Annotated in this window: 16 protein-coding genes and 1 riboswitch; of the genes, 2 read left to right on the top strand and 14 right to left on the bottom strand. The window is 55.6% G+C overall.

The genetic code is table 11. The annotated features are described in order from the left end of the window. Window positions 1–51 precede the first annotated feature (51 nt). Entirely contained in the window at window positions 52–747 is a 696-nt protein-coding gene (locus ROA7450_RS00615; RefSeq protein WP_085803684.1) for a DUF1223 domain-containing protein, read from the top strand. 2 nt (window positions 748–749) lie between these two features. Here the strand turns inward: ROA7450_RS00615 and ROA7450_RS00620 are convergent, their stop codons facing one another. The 9 genes from ROA7450_RS00620 to ROA7450_RS00660 all read right to left on the bottom strand — a co-directional run bounded on the left by ROA7450_RS00620 (window position 750) and on the right by ROA7450_RS00660 (window position 11115). Further along, window positions 750–1655, bottom strand: a complete 906-nt coding sequence (locus ROA7450_RS00620; RefSeq protein WP_085803685.1) for an aminotransferase class IV — start codon at window positions 1653–1655, stop codon at window positions 750–752. 40 nt (window positions 1656–1695) lie between these two features. Continuing rightward, the gene (locus ROA7450_RS00625) at window positions 1696–2904 is read right to left on the bottom strand and encodes a DegT/DnrJ/EryC1/StrS family aminotransferase (protein WP_085803686.1); all 1209 of its coding nucleotides are present in this window, start codon (window positions 2902–2904) and stop codon (window positions 1696–1698) included. Between the two features lie 172 nt (window positions 2905–3076). Beyond that, complete coding sequence (locus ROA7450_RS00630) at window positions 3077–3430, bottom strand: MliC family protein (RefSeq protein ID WP_085803687.1); 354 nt, start codon at window positions 3428–3430, stop codon at window positions 3077–3079. Window positions 3431–3617: 187 nt separating this feature from the next. Beyond that, a complete protein-coding gene (locus ROA7450_RS00635) occupies window positions 3618–4703 on the bottom strand; it encodes an FAD-binding oxidoreductase (RefSeq protein WP_085803688.1) in 1086 nt (361 codons plus the stop codon). A 3-nt stretch (window positions 4704–4706) separates the two neighbouring features. Then, a complete protein-coding gene (locus ROA7450_RS00640) occupies window positions 4707–5933 on the bottom strand; it encodes an aromatic ring-hydroxylating oxygenase subunit alpha (protein WP_085803689.1) in 1227 nt (408 codons plus the stop codon). A gap of 113 nt (window positions 5934–6046) precedes the next feature. Continuing rightward, a riboswitch (cobalamin riboswitch) is annotated at window positions 6047–6249 on the bottom strand. Window positions 6250–6363: 114 nt separating this feature from the next. Next, complete coding sequence (locus tag ROA7450_RS00645) at window positions 6364–7674, bottom strand: NAD(P)/FAD-dependent oxidoreductase (RefSeq protein ID WP_085803690.1); 1311 nt, start codon at window positions 7672–7674, stop codon at window positions 6364–6366. A 4-nt stretch (window positions 7675–7678) separates the two neighbouring features. After that, window positions 7679–9037 carry a glutamine synthetase family protein gene (locus ROA7450_RS00650; protein WP_085803691.1) on the bottom strand — a complete coding sequence of 453 codons (1359 nt, stop codon included), beginning with the start codon at window positions 9035–9037 and terminating at the stop codon, window positions 7679–7681. A gap of 1 nt (window position 9038) precedes the next feature. Further along, window positions 9039–9716: a type 1 glutamine amidotransferase gene (locus ROA7450_RS00655; RefSeq protein WP_085803692.1), complete on the bottom strand. Its 678-nt coding sequence runs from the start codon at window positions 9714–9716 to the stop codon at window positions 9039–9041. A gap of 82 nt (window positions 9717–9798) precedes the next feature. Next, window positions 9799–11115 (bottom strand): glutamine synthetase family protein, encoded by a 1317-nt coding sequence (locus ROA7450_RS00660; protein ID WP_085804119.1) that lies wholly within the window; start codon window positions 11113–11115, stop codon window positions 9799–9801. A 568-nt stretch (window positions 11116–11683) separates the two neighbouring features. Here ROA7450_RS00660 and ROA7450_RS21105 point away from each other — a divergent pair. Further along, a complete protein-coding gene (locus tag ROA7450_RS21105) occupies window positions 11684–11941 on the top strand; it encodes a M20/M25/M40 family metallo-hydrolase (RefSeq protein ID WP_200812908.1) in 258 nt (85 codons plus the stop codon). Between the two features lie 21 nt (window positions 11942–11962). On the opposite strand, the gene ROA7450_RS00670 is transcribed toward ROA7450_RS21105, so the two are convergent. From ROA7450_RS00670 to ROA7450_RS00690, 5 genes are all read right to left on the bottom strand, one after another. Continuing rightward, entirely contained in the window at window positions 11963–12310 is a 348-nt protein-coding gene (locus ROA7450_RS00670; RefSeq protein ID WP_085803693.1) for an antibiotic biosynthesis monooxygenase family protein, read from the bottom strand. Window positions 12311–12461: 151 nt separating this feature from the next. Continuing rightward, window positions 12462–13355: a fructose bisphosphate aldolase gene (locus ROA7450_RS00675; protein ID WP_085803694.1), complete on the bottom strand. Its 894-nt coding sequence runs from the start codon at window positions 13353–13355 to the stop codon at window positions 12462–12464. A gap of 95 nt (window positions 13356–13450) precedes the next feature. Beyond that, entirely contained in the window at window positions 13451–14029 is a 579-nt protein-coding gene (locus ROA7450_RS00680) for a LysE family translocator (RefSeq protein WP_200812909.1), read from the bottom strand. Between the two features lie 22 nt (window positions 14030–14051). Then, the gene (locus ROA7450_RS00685) at window positions 14052–14834 is read right to left on the bottom strand and encodes an SDR family NAD(P)-dependent oxidoreductase (RefSeq protein ID WP_085803696.1); all 783 of its coding nucleotides are present in this window, start codon (window positions 14832–14834) and stop codon (window positions 14052–14054) included. A gap of 94 nt (window positions 14835–14928) precedes the next feature. Next, on the bottom strand, window positions 14929–16416 hold the full coding sequence (locus tag ROA7450_RS00690) for an aldehyde dehydrogenase family protein (RefSeq protein WP_085803697.1): 1488 nt from the start codon (window positions 16414–16416) through the stop codon (window positions 14929–14931). Window positions 16417–16524: the final 108 nt, after the last annotated feature.

Consider the following 16524-nt stretch of genomic DNA (forward strand, 5'->3'; position numbering starts at 1 on the left):
TGCCGGATTAACGTTTATAAACACTCAAAGTCGGATATTGGATCATTACCCATGCGTCGCACCATCGCCAGCCTTCTTGCCAGCCTGATGTTGGCCGCCCCTGTTGCCGCACAGGATCAGCCTGTCGTGGTGGAACTGTTCACCTCGCAGGGCTGCTCGTCCTGCCCACCCGCAGATGCGTTTTTGCACAAGCTGGCGGAACGTGAGGATGTGATCGCACTGGCGCTGCATGTGGATTACTGGGATTATATCGGTTGGAAAGATGTCTTCGCCAACCCGGATTACACTACACGCCAACGCAGCTATGCGCGCAAAGGCGGGCGCCGGATGATCTATACCCCGCAGATGGTGATCAACGGTCAGGATCATGTCGTTGGCAACCGCCCGATGGATGTGACCGACCTGATCGAGATGCATCAGGACAAGGAGCCTTCGGTGGCGCTTACCTTGACCCGCGATGGCGACCAGATTGAGATTGCAGCCACAACTGAGGCCAGCTTTTCCGATCCTCTGACCGTCCAACTGGTTCGCTACAGCCCCGACAACAAAGTCGAGATCAAATCTGGCGAAAACGCAGGCCGCACGATCAGCTACGCCAATGTAGTGACCGATCTATCGGTGATTAATGAGTGGGATACTGCAGCGCCTTTGGAATTCAGCCAGAACGTTGAGGGTGATCAGCCTGTCGTCGTACTGGTGCAGAACCAAAGCACGGGCGTGATCGAGGCTGCCGCCAAGGTCAACTGATGCTAGTAAGTTATTTCGGTTCTAAAGCCCGGCTGCTTTAGCCGTTCATAATAAGCGGCCCTTAGCTGGGTTGCCTTCGGTCCGGCAGCCCCGTTTGAAAAGTGATGCGCGTTCACACGCGCCACCGGGAAAATCCCGCCACCGGAGCTGGTCAGAAACATTTCATCTGCTTCCATCAACTCACTCAAGGGCAAGGCGCGTTCTTCGGTCTCAAAACCGTTCTCGCGGCACAGCTCCAGCGCGGTGCGGCGGGTGATGCCATGCAAAACATGCTGCGCAGGCGTCACCACTTTATCACCGAAGATTGCAAACACATTGAACCCCGGACCTTCCGCCAGATTGCCATGCCCATCAGTGAGCAGGGCGCTTTCAAACCCGTTATCTTTGGCCTGAAACAACGCCGCAGTGAAATCCCCCCAGTGGTAATTCTTCACCCGTTGGTTCAGGCTTTGGTCCGGAATGCGATGGACGTTGTCCGGAATATACAGGCTTACCCCCGCCGCGGCGACCTCGGGCTTCACCACATGGATATAGGGCACACACCACGCATAAAAGTGATTGTCGCAATCGCGCGGGTCCCGGCTTCCGGCAATGCGCGGCGTGCCCCGTGCGGCGACCATCGCGACATAGGCCTGTTTCAGCCCGGACCGTGCCACCATGTCGTGCAACGCGCTTGCAATCTGCGATCGGTCCATGCCCACGTCCATACGGTAGGCCCGCATCGACGCCTCAAAGCGACCCAGATAGTCATTAAGCCGGAAAAACGCGCCGTCCCAAACCGGCACCACATCATAAGTCACATCAGAATGGGTCACTGCCCAATCGGTCACGCCAATCGCGGCTTGTTCAATCGGGACAACCTCTCCTTTGATCCAGGCTGCACCATTGGGGAATGTATCGTTGCTCATTCGGGCAGTTGAGCAACGATTACGTCAAAGAGTCAAGACCTTAGGTGCCGTAGGCCTGTGCCCGGCCCATCACGTCCTCAGCCGCCCGCAACAGGGCGTCAGACACCGCATCCAGATCAGCCTTAGTCAGTCGCGCAGGCAGGCGGGCGTCGCAGGCCTTCATTAGCATGGCACGGGTCTGGGGCAGGGTGGGTGTGTCTCCGGGCAAAAACTGCCAATTCCAAAACGCACGCGCGTTGTCTGCTGACAGGCCAAAGACCTGCACTTTTACGCCACGTTCTGCGGCAGCAACCGCAAACGCACGGGTTTCGTCTTCGCTCAGCCCCACCAGATTGAACTGAATCGAATCCGGCGCGCGCTCTTCGGGGGCCAGTTTCTCGGGCACCTGCATCCAGGCAGAGGTGTTCAACCGGCCCGCCACATAGTCATGATTGGCCCGGCCGTCAGTTACGCGGCGCGCTACTTCAGGCAATTGCGACCGGATGATTGCCGCGGACAGGTTGTTCAGCCGCAGGTTATACAGTGGCAACTGGTTCTGCCATTTGGCAAAAGCCGCCTTCAGCACATCATCTGTGTCTGTGAAATGCTTGGCCCAGTTATGCTCATACGCACCCGACATGATCACCGTGCGGGCAATCAGATCGGCATCATCGGTGATCAGAATGCCACCTTCGCCGGCGTTGACCAGCTTATAAGATTGAAAGCTGAAACACCCCACACGCCCAATGGTGCCGACCTTACGCCCGCCCCAGACGGTGCCCAACGAGTGTGCCGCATCCTCGACCACAGGCACGCCCTTGGCGTCACACAGCGCCATGATCGCATCCATGTCCGAGGTGTGCCCCCTCATATGGCTGATGATCACCGCCTGCACGTCGTTCAGCTTGGCTTCAAAATCAGCCATGTCGATGCGGTAGTTGTCGCCCACCTCGCACAACACCGGAATACAATCGGCATGCACTACCGACGACGGCACTGCAGCAAAGGTAAAGGCCGGGATCAGCACCTTGGCATCCCGGGGCAGGCCCAGCGCCTTGAGCGAGAGGAACAGTGCAGCGGAGCAGCTGCTCACCGCCAGCGCATAACGCGTGCCCATCATCTCGGCGAATTCACGCTCCAAAAGTGCAACCGGTGCATTTTCCGGCGCGGTATAACGAAACAGATCGCCGCTTTGCAGCATCTGGTCGATTTCAGCACGGACAGTTTCTGGGATTGGCTCAGCGTCATAGACGTTAGGGGCGCTGCTCATTTCGGTTTCCTGAATGACAGTTTCGGATAACCCGAAGATCTATAGGACATAAATGTAGAATCCAACTGTTTTATTGCCCGTCGCAAAACACAAGCGAGGTTCCTCCGAAATGCGGAGGAACCACAGTAAAACGGTAGTTATGTAGAGTGATTTTTATTAAAATTTCAGGATGTTAATCTTTAGCGGCGCAATTAACTGGCTCACCATCATCCATTACATTTTCTAACATGGCGTTCTTTCCCTTGATCCACCATGTATAAGGGCCGGACATATACCGGACGCCGGAGCCTGCAATAACAGCCGCAAATATGCGATTTTCATCTTCAATGGGCATGATGGCAAGGGAGTTTACCCCGGCGTTTACATATTTCACGGAAAGGCTTGTGTTATTCTCGCATTTGTATTCCGTAGAATTAAAGCTGCTGTCTTTTCCCAGATTGAGTGATACGGCAAGGGTCGCTTCAGCCGCAGATGACCCTGCACTTGCAACGAAGACCAAAGTAGCCAAACTCAACCGGTACGACATGTTTCTCTCCTAAGTAGGCTTTGCTTAACTGGCTATGAGAAGCTTCGATACACAGAGCATGATTGATTAGGTGTCTACAGTCCAGAGGTTGAGGTTTCGTATCAGGAAGCTCCGGAGGAGCAGGTCGATTTGCCGGCAACGTACGAGGGGCAGCCAATAAGACGCCCCTCATGCTCATTGTAAAGCGTCAGATCTCGACTTCGACGCGTCCAATCGGGTTGGAACAACAGGCCAAAATATAACCGGCCTCGATATCATCCTCGGATATCCCGCCATTGTGCACCATATGCACCTCGCCCGCGGTTTTCTTGATCTTGCAGGTGCCGCAAACGCCAAAGGTACAGCCGGACGGAATGTTCAGTCCCGAAGCCCGCGCCGCCCCCAGAACGGTATCGGTTTCCGCCACCTTCGCGGTCACGCCCGAGGTTGAGAACACAATCTCGGCCTTGCTGTCGTCATCCGGAATGACATCATCCAACTCAGGCTGATCCGCTTCGGTTTCAACCGGTGCTCCAAAGCTCTCCTGATTGTAACGATCCATATCAAAGCCAAGCCCGGCCAGCGCATCCCGCACCGCCTGCATAAATGGCTCTGGTCCACAGCAATAGACCTCACGCTCCAGATAATCCGGTGCCATCAGGCCTAGCATCAGCTGATTGAACTGGCCTTGGTAGCCACTCCAAGGCCGATACGGATCAGGCTCTTCGACAACAAACTTCAGATCCAACCCCGAGGTCCGGCTGGCCATCTGTTCCAACCGCTGGCGAAAGATGATCTCGGATGGGCGGCGTGCGCAGTTGATGAACACCACATCCAGATCCTGCCCTTCGTCCCACATGCAGGTGGTCATCGACATCATCGGCGTGATGCCCGATCCGGCGGAAATGAACAGAAACTTTCGCGCCGCACTGCCATCATTGGTAAACAGACCGGCCGGGCCAAGCGCCTTGACTCGCATCCCCGGCTTCAAATTGTCCAGCATCCAACGCGTTCCGATACTATCCGGCTGTGCCTTGGCGGTGACGGTGATCGACCGGGGCCGCGACGGCGACGAAGAGATTGTATAGGTGCGATGCACCACGCCACCCGGTTGACCGGGGGCTGGAATCTCAAGCGTCAGAAACTGCCCCGGCTGATAGGCAAACAGCGCCCCCGACGGGGCGCGAAAGGAGAAGCTGGCCGTGTTTGGCATTTCCGGCACGACCGAAACACATTCCAGCATTTCGGAATCCTGCCAGGTCGCGGATGCGATTGAGGGGCTCAGATCGTTCATGACTTACTCCGCTGCCATGGTTTCAGGGGCCAGTCGTTCGGCCAGCATGTCGCAATACCAGTTCACAAACTGGATCACGCCGCTTTCCTGCGTTGGTGAATAAGGGCCGGGGACATAGGCGGGGCTATTGATGCCCTGCTGGTTGTCCTCAACCACGCGACGGTCTTCGTCATTGGTGGACATCCAAACTTCGGTTAGCCGTGTCAGGTCATAATCCACGCCTTCAACAGCATCCTTGTGCACCAGCCATTTGGTGGTCACCTCGGTTTCGGTCGGGCTAACAGGAGTCACGCGAAACACAATCGAATGGTCCGACAGGAAGTGGTTCCATGTGGTTGGGTAATGGAATTTCAAAAGACTACCCGCATCTGCAAAAGGTGCGCGCCCCAGCCAGCGGCGCACGGCTACCTTTCCGTCCAGCGTGTAGCTTTCCGCGCCCTCATTGAGCGGCATACGAGCGAGGCGATACTGGCCGTCACCGTGCAGATAAAACTCAGCCTTCAGGCCCGCGGTCTCGCAACGGTCGAAATGCGCCTGCAGCTTCGGTGGCGTTTCACCTCCTTCGATTCCGGTGATCGATGGATCATCGGGAAAGGTTCGGCACAGTGACGGGTGATTTCCGCCACAGTGATAACATTCGCGATTGTTTTCCCAGACCAGTTTCCAGTTGCCGTTCTCAACAATCGTGCTCTCGAAAGCGACCTTGGCGTTGCCCAAATCATGAGACTCTAAATAAGGGCGGGCGATATCGGCGAAGGTATCGAAATCCGGTGCCTCATCGGCCAGGCAGATGTACACCAACCCGGCCAACTCGCGGCAATGCAGGGTTTTTAACCCATGCTGGCTGGGGTCAAAGTCAGGTCCCATTTCGCGCGCCCACAACAGCGAACCGTCTAGTTCATAGGTCCATTGATGATAAGGGCAGACCAGTTTCGGCGCATGACCCTTAGCCACTTTGCAGATGATTGAACCGCGATGGCGGCATGCATTGTGAAACGCCCGGATCTGGTTATCGGCGCCGCGCACGATGATCACGCGATATGCGCCTACTTTGTGAGTAACAAAGCTGCCCGGCTTTTCCAGCTCGCAGGCGGGAATGGCAAACAGCCATTCGCGGTAATGAATGCTTTCCAGATCGGCCTGATAGACTTCAGGACTGGTGTAAAAGGCTTGCTCCAGCGCATGGCCTTGTTTGCGCCGGGCCAGCAGCTCGGATGTAGTGGGGTTCATTTTGGCTCTCCTGCCGCACCCCGCGGCTTTGCTGGGGCAGGAAGCGGCACGGCCAAGTGCTGGGGCACAGACGAGGACCGGCACCCAAACCACCCGCCCGCATCGCCACCCGCGATTTGACGTTATGCAAGGCTGGTTTCCGGACTTGAAAGGGGCTTTCGCCGGTTGCGACGCCTTCCCGGGGTTCCTCGTCCCAGTGGCGGTGTGTCGCGCCCTTACCTTTGTTACCGTTGCGGGGGCAGTGCCGGAATTCTACCGGCTTCCCAATTCTCTGCACAGCCCGGGGCGATGCAGCACCTTACAGGACCAAATTATCACGACTGCAGATCGGCAATATCTGAATTGCGACCTCGTGGCGCTCAAATGGGACGTTGGCAAAGTTTTGTACAAAACCCACGTGAAACTTGTACAGGTTGTACAAAAATTTCTGTTAGATTCCCAACCGATCCCGCAGGGCGTACCAGCTCATGGCCAGCACCAGCAGCGGTGGACGCAAGGCCGGTCCGCCGGGGAAGGGCATGGTTGGAATACGCGAGAAGGTTTCAAAGCCCGAGGCCTCTCCGGCAATCGCTTCAGCCATCAAATGCCCGGCATGAGTCGCCGTACCAACCCCATGCCCGGAATAGCCAGACGCGCTGAGAATATTGGGCTGAATACGCGCCAGATACGGCATGCGTTTCATCGTTATGGCCAATGTCCCACCCCAAGCGAAATCGATCTTAATGTCATGAAGGTGTGGGAAAATTTCCGTCATTGGCTTGCGCACAAGCGCGCCAATATCCTTGGGGAACCGGTAGCTGTAGGTTTCGCCGCCACCAAACAGCAGACGTTTGTCATGGCTCAGACGGAAATAGTTCACAACGAACTTGCTGTCGGCCACAGCGATATCCTGCGTCAGCACTTTGGTCGCTTCATCTCCTAACGGTTCCGTCGCTGCGATGAAGTTGTTGATCGGCATCACGCGTGATGCGACTTTCTTTTCCAATCCGCCCAGATAGCCATTGCAAGCCAGAATGATATGGTCGGCTGTGACCGTACCCTTCTCAGTTTCTATACGGGCGGGAACGCCCGGTATGATTTTGGAAACAAGCGTTTTTTCGTAAATTCTCACGCCTGCAGCCTCTGCCGCCCTCGCCAAACCAATGGCAAAGGCCAGCGGATGCAAATGCCCCGCACTCATGTCCAGACTGCCCCCAACATAGGCCGGGGATGGGCAGATTTTTTGCGCGGCGTCATGATCAAGCTTTTGATTCTCGGTGTAGCCGTAACGCTCTTCCAGAAAGTTGGCATAGTCGTGCTCTTCACGCACTTCCTTTTGCGAAAAACACATATGCGCAATGCCGGGTTTCAAGTGGCAGTCAATATTATGTTTTGAAACCAGTGACTTGACGAGGGATTTTGAATCTTCCGCCAGATCCCAGAGCTTGCGCGCATCGTCCTGCCCAACCCACTTTTCAATGCTTTCCTGATCTGCCCGTTGCCCACTGCCGAGCTGCCCGCCATTGCGGCCCGAAGCACCAAAGCCAACGCGGTGCGCTTCAAGCAGCACAACATTCAAGCCCTTTTCCGCCAGAAGTAGTGCTGCCGACAAGCCGGTGTACCCGCCGCCAACAACACAAACATCCGCCCGGGTATCCCCAGTCAGCGCCGATCGTTCTTCGGGCAAGGCAGTGCTGTTGGCATACCAGCTCTCAGGGTAATGACCTTTGCGGTCATTGGTGAACAGCAGATTGAGGGCCATTGGTTTACACGTTCATCAGTAGATGTTCACGCTCCCAAGGCGAGATGACCTGCAAGAACTCTTCGTATTCCGCGCGTTTCACGATGGAATAAACCCGTGCAAATTCAGGGCCCAAGACCTCATGCAAGGCCTTTGCCCCGTCAAACAGATCAAGAGCTTCGCCCATCACTTGCGGGATATCGCCATCACCCTCGTATGCGTCGCCTTTGAATTCGTCGCGCGGTTTGGATTGCTCAATCAAGCCGAGATAGCCCGTGGCCAGTGAAACAGCGATGCCCAGATAGGGATTGCAATCCATCCCGGCAATGCGGTTTTCAACCCGGCGCGCCTTGGGGCCAGATAGCGGCACACGAATGCCTGTCGTGCGGTTGTCGCCCGCCCACTCCAAATTTATTGGGGCGGCGTGGTCTTTCACATAGCGGCGGTAGCTGTTCACATAAGGGGCCATCACAGCCAGACCGGCTGGCATATGGTTCTGGATGCCTGCGATGAAATGGTAAAACGCGTCCGTGGCGCTGCCGTCAGCATTGGAGAAGATGTTTTCACCGGTTTCAAGATCCAATATCGAATGGTGGATATGCATGGCACTGCCGGGCTCGTCTTCGATCGGTTTAGCCATGAAGGTGGCAAAACAATCGTGACGCAACGCGGCCTCGCGGATCAGGCGTTTGAAATAGAACACCTCATCGGCCAGCTTTACCGGGTCGCCGTGCAATAGGTTTATTTCCAACTGACCAGCGCCACCTTCTTGGGTGATACCGTCAATCTCAAACCCCTGTGCTTCGGCAAAATCATAGATGTCGTCAATCACCGGACCAAATTCGTCGACAGCCGTCATCGAATAGGCCTGACGTGCCGCAGCCGGACGCCCAGAACGGCCCATCATTGGCTTGATTTCCTGAGCAGGATCAATGTTGCGCGCGACAAGGAAAAACTCCATTTCCGGGGCCACAACAGGGGTCCAGCCTTTATCATGGTAAAGCTGAACGACGCGCTTTAGCACGTTACGTGGTGAAAACGGGATCGGATTGTCATCGCGATCATAGGCATCGTGGATCACTTGCAACGTCCAGTCACCCGTCCACGGGGCAGCCGTGGCAGTTTCAAAGTCAGGTCGCAGGATCATGTCTTTTTCGATGAAGCCATCGTCATCGGCCGCTTCGCCCCAATCACCAGTGATGGTCTGGTAAAAGATCGAATCCGGCAGGTGAAAATAGTCTTGCTTGATAAACTTCGTGGCAGGCACGGCCTTGCCGCGGGCGATCCCGGGCAGGTCTGAAATGATGCATTCCACCTCGTCCAGACGTTTACCATCCAGATAATCTTGCGCCGGTGTCGGCAGTTGTTTTGTCCAGTTTTTCATCTTAAGCCTCCTGCCTGAATACCCGCGCGATGCGGTCGGCAATCACATTGCTATTTGTCACCTTCGAGAGTTTCTGCGTCGCAGAGTCCAATTGGTCCTCGGGCAAAAGCCCTTTGCCGCGCAGATTGATCAGGTGCTCCATGATCTTTGCGTCAAACTCAGGATGGGGTTGAATGGTATAAATCGTATTTCCGTACATCAGAGCCGCGTTGGCACAAAAATCGTTTGAGCCAATGACCTTGGCGTCTTCGGGCAATTTAATAACCTGATCTTGATGCCAGGCATTCAAGTTCAGATCTTGCCCTTCGATATCGTAATTGGTGCCGCCAACAGCCCAGCCACCATCGAATTTCACGACCTTGCCGCCAAGTGCCTGCGCGATGATCTGGTGGCCAAAGCAAATGCCAACCATTGGCACATCTGCTGCGTAGGTGGCGCGAATGAACTCTTCAAGCGGCGGAATCCAGGGATGATCTTCGTAAGCGCCGTGTTTTGACCCGGTTATGATCCAACCGTCCATTTCTTTTGGACGGGTGGGATAAGACTCGTTCACAACGTCGTAAGTTTCAAAGTCGAAGCCGTATCCTTCCAACAGCTTGGCGAACATTGAATCATAATCCCCGCGGTCTGCTTGGACTTCAGGGAGGGCGTGTCCTGTCATCAGGATGCCGATTTTCATGGGAACTCCATAATTTGATCAAATTGCAAATTGGCCGACTCTGCGTCATAAGGCAAGCCCCATTTTTGGAGCTTAGCACAGGTCACACGGTTTCGAGATAGGTTCTCCAGTGATCGGTTGCAGGGGTGCCTGCCATGACCCGCTGATCTTGACGCTTTGAAATCACAAAGTTGCGGATCAGCCCTGACGGGAAAATATCGGCGATGATTGCATCCGTTTCGAACAGCTCAATTGCATGATCCCAGCTTGAGGCAAGCTGCGGAAGGTCCTGCTCATAGGCATTTCCGCTGACCGGTGCAGGAGGCTGTAATTGGTTTTCGACCCCATAGATCGCAGCGCCCAGCACGACGGCAAAGTTCAGATAGGGGTTGATGTCCCCGCCGGCGACGCGGTGTTCAATCCGGCGGGCTACGGGTGCACCTCCAGGAACGCGCACGGCGACGGTGCGGTTTTCATAGCCCCAGCAAATACTGGTTGGCGCGTGCGCTCCGGGCACAAGTCGTTCGTAACTGTTTGCGTGTGGGGCAAATATAAGCGTGCTGGCCTGCATTGCCTGCAGACAACCGGCAATGGCGTGATGCAGAGTTTCGCTACCTTCTTCTCCGCCATTGTCAAAGACGTTCTGACCGTCCGCATCCAGAACTGAGAAATGCATATGCATACCGTTTCCGGCATCATCGGCGAAGGGTTTGGCCATAAAGGTTGCGGCAAAGCCATGCTTGCGGGCCAAACCGCGGATCAGCGCCTTGAAAAGCCACGTATCATCTGAGGCACGCATGGCATCCTGATGGTTCAGAGTGACTTCAAACTGGCCAATGCCCGCCTCGCTGGTCGTGGTTTGCGCCGGGATGCCCATTGCGATGCATCCCTCATATAGACTCGAGAGGAAATCATCAAAGTAATCCATCTGGGTCAGCGACAGGACCTCGGGCGTTTCCAGCGTGCGATCGGTGAACGGGTTGCGCGCGGGGGTCAAGGCACCATCTCGATCATCCACCAAGGTGAATTCTAATTCCGTTGCGGCAATCACGGTCCAGCCTTTGGCTCTGTACCGCTCTAACACATCGACAAGCGCATGACGCGGGTCGCCTTCGAACCGACGGCCATCCTCCCAATACATGCCCATGGGCACCAGCGCTTGTTCACTGCTCAGCCACGGCAGCGGGACCGCCCCGCGATCTGTGGGCTTCAAAATGCCATCGGCATCGCCGGTTTCAAAGACCAACGGAGAATTTTCAATGTCCGCCCCGGCAATATCAACGTTGAGCGCTGAGAGCGGCATGCGCACCGCCCCCTTGTCCAGTTTTGCAGCATAGCTTCCGGGAACACGCTTGCCCCGCATCTGGCCATTGAGGTCGCAGCCTGCCACGCGGAAAGTATGATATTCGCTCAGGTCCATGTGATGCATCCCATCTGATTTGTGGCGACACTAGCTGGATTCAATAATTTGATCAAATTAATATTTGTCCGGTGAAATCGGACTGCTTTGAGTACTTTGATGCTAAGTGTATGGCTCTGGACAGAACGACCTTTTTCGAACAGAGTTCGGAGAAGTGAGTAGCGAAACTTGAAAGATACCGGCGCGAAGATTGACCTGCCCAAACTTTTCGAGCTCCGCCACTGGATTCATGCACACCCCGAGGCGTGACGTTCGGAAACGGAGACTTCAAAACACTTACGCCAGTTTCTGGAAACACATGCGCCAGCGGACGAAATTGTTCCGTTGTTCGGCGCAGGGTTTGCTGCCGTATATAACGGTGCAAGGCCTGGGCAAAGGGTGATGGTCCGGGCTGAACTGAATGCCTTGCCCATCCGTGAGATCAATCAAAATCTACCGTATCGATTCCTTTACGATGGAGTTAGACACAATTGCGTGCATGACGGGCACATGACGATTCTGCCGGGTCTGGCACAGGGCCTATCTGAACGTCCTATCAGTGGTCGAGTGGTGTTGTTGTTCTAGCCGGATGAGGAAACAGGCTGCGCAGAACACGGCCCATTCGTTTCACGTGATCGATCACGCCTTTCGCTGGGGTGAAGACTTTGGTGAGATCACCCAAAGATACGAGGGAGCAATGTTTGGATTGGGGGCAGGAGAAGGGCGCCCTGATTCGCACAATCCAGATTATGACTTTCCAGATGAACTGTTGGAGCATGGGATTGCAATATTTACTGAATTGATCAACATCGCCTTGTCCAAGAATACGGTGGGGTCCGAGCAGTAAAAAAACAGCTCACGTCAAAATCTATTTCACCGACCGCCCTTTGGGCCCCGAATAAGCGCGTTCAACCTTGGCCACGCGCAGCTCGTAGTGGCTGTACCACTTCTCTATTCCCATATTCTGTGCGACTAGGTGCTTGGCATTGGCCTTCCAAGTGGACAGTGCCTCTTCATCTGCCCAATAGGAGACCGTGATACCCAGCCCTGTGTTGTCGCGCGTGCTTTCAGCCCCCAAGCAACCAGGTTGCTCCAACGCGAGTTCAAACATCTTGTCGCCCATGGCCTCATAACCTTCGTCTTCGGCACTCAACTGATTGGTGAAGATCACAGCGTAATAGGGTGGTTCGGGCGTTTTGCTGAATCGGTTGCTCATCTGGGCGATGTCTCTATGGCATGAATAGCTATGCGGATTTTGCGAGAAACGCAAAGAGTGATCAAGACGGAGTAAAGGTTTTTAAACAAATGACCCCGCCAAAGAGGCGGGGTTAACTGTCAATCAGACGCAAATTTCGGTGTGCGTGCGTTTAACCCGCAACCGAAGCCGCGTGAATGCTCGCGATGGTTTCGCCCAGCGTGCCGTTGAAATCGGCATCGCTTTGTTGGGCGCTCAGGCCTTCGGTCAGAGCGCGCGAGAAACTGGCGATCATGCCTGTGTTTTGCGACAGGCGGTCGTTGGCCTCTTCACGGCTGTAGCCACCAGAAAGCGCGACAACTTTCAAAACCTTTGGGTGATCGACCAGCGGTTTGTAGTGATTAGCGGTTTCAGGCAGGGTCAGCTTGAGCATGATTTCCTGACCTTCGGGAAGCGCGTCCAACTGCTTGGTGATTTCGGCCAGTAGGATGTCTTCAGCCGCGGTCTTGTCTGCGATGGAAATGGTCACCTCCGGTTCAATGATCGGCATCAGGCCCTTGGCAAGGATCTCTTTGCCAACTTCGAACTGTTGCGCGACGATGGCGGCGATCCCGCTTTCGGAGGCAGCGTTGATGACTGAGCGCATCTTGGTGCCGTAGATGCCGGCGTCGTTGGCGCGGTCTAGTAGGGCGCCCAGCTCTGGCATTGGCTTCATCAGTTGCACGCTGTCGGATTCTTCTGCCAGACCTTTGTCGACCTTCAGGAAGGGCACGACACCCTTGGTATCCCATAGATAGGTGGCTGATGGCTTGCCGTCGATCTGACGGTCCATGGTCATTTCAAACAGGATTGCACCAACGATACGATCACCACCAAATGAAGGCGATTGGGCGATGCGCGACCGCATGGCGTGGATCATATCGTACATTTCAGCGTCTGAGCCGTATTGATCAGCCTCAACACCGTACAGTTTGAGCGCCTTTGGAGTGGATCCGCCGGACTGGTCCAAAGCTGCGATAAAGCCATCGCCAGTTGCGATCTTGTTGCGCTGATCCTGTTTCGACATGTCCAAACTCCGCCTGATAAAAACTGATGCTGACCGCTTCTAGGGGAGGGGGCGCACAGATGCAATTGTGGTGGCGCTAACAAATGCACGCCAGTTCAACCCAGAGCGACGGCAACAATCGATAAAAGTAAGAGAACTGCAAAACTGACATTGACCAATCGCGAGGTGCGTGGGTTTTGCAAGTAACGCGCTAAACCGGCCCCCACGGAAAGCCAAATAAGATTAACAAGGCAGACGACGGCCAATGCCAGAATACCCTTGGTCAAGGCGTCGGTGACGGGCTGATCCGGCTGCAATACATGCCCCGAAAACAGGGCCCCCATCGCTGCATAGGCTTTGGGATTGGCAAGGGATAAAAAAACCCCGACGTACCACATGGGGGCCTTTGAGGTTTGATATTGTGCCGATTTTCCAAGCGGCGGCGCGGTTGCTATTCGGCATGCCAGATAGAGAAAATACGCCATAGCGCAGGCTGTGATGACCGGGGCGACACCCGGCAGGGCCATTACTGCGCCAGATACGCCGGTGCCGGCGATCAGAATCACTAGGCCCACGCCTGCGCTCAGTCCTGCGACATACCTCAAACCATTCAGCCGCCCAAAAGACGCACCAACAGCCGCTGCGCTAAGCGTATTGGGGCCGGGGCTGCCAGTCAGCGCGAAGGCTGCCAGCAAGAAGGAGGCCAGACCTTCCAATCTAAACGCCCGCTTTGCCCATCACCGTGCTCGAGATCAAGGTCACCATGCGACGCGGGGAGATGCGTGGCGAAAAGGCGAAGAACTTATTCAACAGTCCTGGAACGATCACACGTTTGCCGCGCTGCATGGCGTTCCACCCTGCTTGCGCTACGGCATCAGCACGGGCAGGACGGTTGAGCTTCAACAGACGCACGCCACCCATATCCGCGGCATCAAAAAACGCTGTTTGGGTGGCGCCGGGGCACAGGGCGGTGACGGTCACGTTGCCGCCACTCAGCTCTTCGCTGACTGCTTCAGTGAGAGACAGCACATAGGCCTTGGTCGCATGATAAGTGGCCATGTTGGGGCCGGGCATGAAGCCCGCAACCGAGGCCACGTTGAGAATTTTTCCGCCACCCGCGCCTTGCATGTGGGGAATGGCCTGTTTCATCAAGTAGCTGAGTGCCAGAACATTGACCTGTATGGAACTCAACTCACGCGCCCAGTCTGATCCATCTCCAAACTGCCCGTGCCGTCCGAGTCCCGCATTGTTCACTAGGACATCGACTTGCCGATCCTCAGTGGCTTGCGCCCAGAGTTTCTCCACCTGCGCCATGTCTGACAGATCAACGGGGATCACCTCGACCTGCACATTGTTGCTGCGCAATTCATGGGCCAAGGCATTCAGTTTGTCTTCGGACCGGGCCGTCAGGATCAAGTCGTGCCCTTCAGCAGCGGCGATGCGGGCAAATTCTACACCCAGACCTTCGGAAGCGCCGGTGATTAATGTCCAGTTTGGCATTCTGTTCCCCTCTGTTTGGCAAAGGGTTTCATAGCTTCAAGTTGGATGCAATGGATGGGCATCGTGAGGGGCAGTCAAACCCCTCACAATTCGTTTAACTTTCCAACGTGACCCAGACCGACTTGGTCTGTGTATTTTCCAGCAAGGCGTCCAAGCATTTGTCGCGCCCCTCACCGGATTCTTTCCAACCGCCCCAGGGTTGGGTCATGTCGCCATTCATGTAGCCGTTGACCCAGACCATGCCGCACTCCAGATCACGGGCAATCTGGTGGGTAGCGGTCAGGTTGTTGGTCCAAATGCCTGCCGCCAACCCATAGGGGCTGTCGTTGGCGATACGCACTGCATCGTCTGGTCCGTCATGCGGAATTACACACCCGACCGGGCCAAAGATCTCCTCGCGTGCGATGCGAGCGGTATTATCAAGCCCAGCAAAGAGGGTAGGTGAGACATAGCAACCCGCGTCACCGGCCTCATGCGCCGCCCCACCTACGACCTGCGTATGCCCTTCAGCAACTGCTCCATCGATGAATCCAAGCACCTTTTGCTGGTGTGGTTTATTGACCAGCGGCCCCATGATGGTGGCGGGATCAAGCGGATCGCCGGGTTCATACAGCGGTGCGGCCTTGGCCAAGGCTTGGCAGAAATTATCATAGATTGGGCGGGCTACCAGGATGCGCGTGCCGGCCGAGCACACCTCGCCCTGATTGCCGAACAAACCACGCGCCACTTTGGTGGCCACGGCATCCAGATCCTGCACATCCTCTAGAATGATCTGTGGGGATTTGCCGCCCAACTCGGCCGAGACACGCTTGAGGTTCGATTGCGCGGCGTATTCATGCATCAAACGCCCGACACCGGTAGAGCCGGTAAAGGCGATCTTGTCGACCTGCATAGAACGCGCGAGTGCCTGGCCTGCAACCGCGCCGCGACCGGGGATTACGTTCAACACGCCTTCGGGGCCGCCAGCCTCCAGAAATAGTTTGCCCAACAGGAGCGAGGAGAGTGAAGCGTCCTCGGATGGCTTCAGCACCACGCTGTTGCCCGCCGCAAGGGCAGGGGCAATCTTCCAGGTGGCCATCATCATCGGATAGTTCCATGGTGTAATGGCACCCACGACGCCCAGCGGTTGACGCATAATGTAGTGCAGCGCGTCAGAATTGGTGGTTGGGCAGGTTCCGCCGATTTTGTCGACACATTCTGCCATGAATTTCAGTGTCAAAACTGAACCAGGCACATCAATGTTCAGCATCTCCGAGATCGGCTTGCCCATCTCAATGCTGTCCAACAACGCGAAGGTCGCAGCATTCTCTTCAACCAGCTTGGCAAAACGATAGAGCGTTGCCACGCGATCACGCAGCGGGCGATTAGACCAAGCACCTTGATCGAAACGCTGCTTGGCAATTTCGGTGGCTTTGGCCACATCCGCTTCGGTCGCCGCTGAAAGGTCCGCCACATGCGCCCCATTGGCTGGATTGATCGAAGCGAAGCTTCCGCCATCGCCGGCCTCTATCCATTTACCGTCAATCAACAGACGGGTTTCGGGTTTCAGTTTTTGCGCATTTGCGTGCCAATCTTGCAGCATGTCTTGGACCTCCGAGAGCAAATTTCAGCCGTTGCCGGAGGATAAGGAGGTCGCACGCCTACAGGACAGTGCCCCAAATTGGTTATGTTGTTCAGTCGGTTGCGGGAC

This window comes from Roseovarius albus, assembly GCF_900172335.1.
Classification (GTDB): domain Bacteria; phylum Pseudomonadota; class Alphaproteobacteria; order Rhodobacterales; family Rhodobacteraceae; genus Roseovarius; species Roseovarius albus.

Bases quoted from the DNA above. Each gene is read 5' to 3' on its own strand.
- ROA7450_RS00615 (WP_085803684.1), top strand. From the start codon at position 52: ATGCGTCGCACCATCGCCAGCCTTCTTGCCAGCCTGATGTTGGCCGCC.
- ROA7450_RS00620 (WP_085803685.1), bottom strand. From the start codon at position 1,655: ATGAGCAACGATACATTCCCCAATGGTGCAGCCTGGATCAAAGGAGAG.
- ROA7450_RS00625 (WP_085803686.1), bottom strand. From the start codon at position 2,904: ATGAGCAGCGCCCCTAACGTCTATGACGCTGAGCCAATCCCAGAAACT.
- ROA7450_RS00630 (WP_085803687.1), bottom strand. From the start codon at position 3,430: ATGTCGTACCGGTTGAGTTTGGCTACTTTGGTCTTCGTTGCAAGTGCA.
- ROA7450_RS00635 (WP_085803688.1), bottom strand. From the start codon at position 4,703: ATGAACGATCTGAGCCCCTCAATCGCATCCGCGACCTGGCAGGATTCC.
- ROA7450_RS00640 (WP_085803689.1), bottom strand. From the start codon at position 5,933: ATGAACCCCACTACATCCGAGCTGCTGGCCCGGCGCAAACAAGGCCAT.
- ROA7450_RS00645 (WP_085803690.1), bottom strand. From the start codon at position 7,674: ATGGCCCTCAATCTGCTGTTCACCAATGACCGCAAAGGTCATTACCCT.
- ROA7450_RS00650 (WP_085803691.1), bottom strand. From the start codon at position 9,037: ATGAAAAACTGGACAAAACAACTGCCGACACCGGCGCAAGATTATCTG.
- ROA7450_RS00655 (WP_085803692.1), bottom strand. From the start codon at position 9,716: ATGAAAATCGGCATCCTGATGACAGGACACGCCCTCCCTGAAGTCCAA.
- ROA7450_RS00660 (WP_085804119.1), bottom strand. From the start codon at position 11,115: ATGGACCTGAGCGAATATCATACTTTCCGCGTGGCAGGCTGCGACCTC.
- ROA7450_RS21105 (WP_200812908.1), top strand. From the start codon at position 11,684: ATGAGGAAACAGGCTGCGCAGAACACGGCCCATTCGTTTCACGTGATC.
- ROA7450_RS00670 (WP_085803693.1), bottom strand. From the start codon at position 12,310: ATGAGCAACCGATTCAGCAAAACGCCCGAACCACCCTATTACGCTGTG.
- ROA7450_RS00675 (WP_085803694.1), bottom strand. From the start codon at position 13,355: ATGTCGAAACAGGATCAGCGCAACAAGATCGCAACTGGCGATGGCTTT.
- ROA7450_RS00685 (WP_085803696.1), bottom strand. From the start codon at position 14,834: ATGCCAAACTGGACATTAATCACCGGCGCTTCCGAAGGTCTGGGTGTA.
- ROA7450_RS00690 (WP_085803697.1), bottom strand. From the start codon at position 16,416: ATGCTGCAAGATTGGCACGCAAATGCGCAAAAACTGAAACCCGAAACC.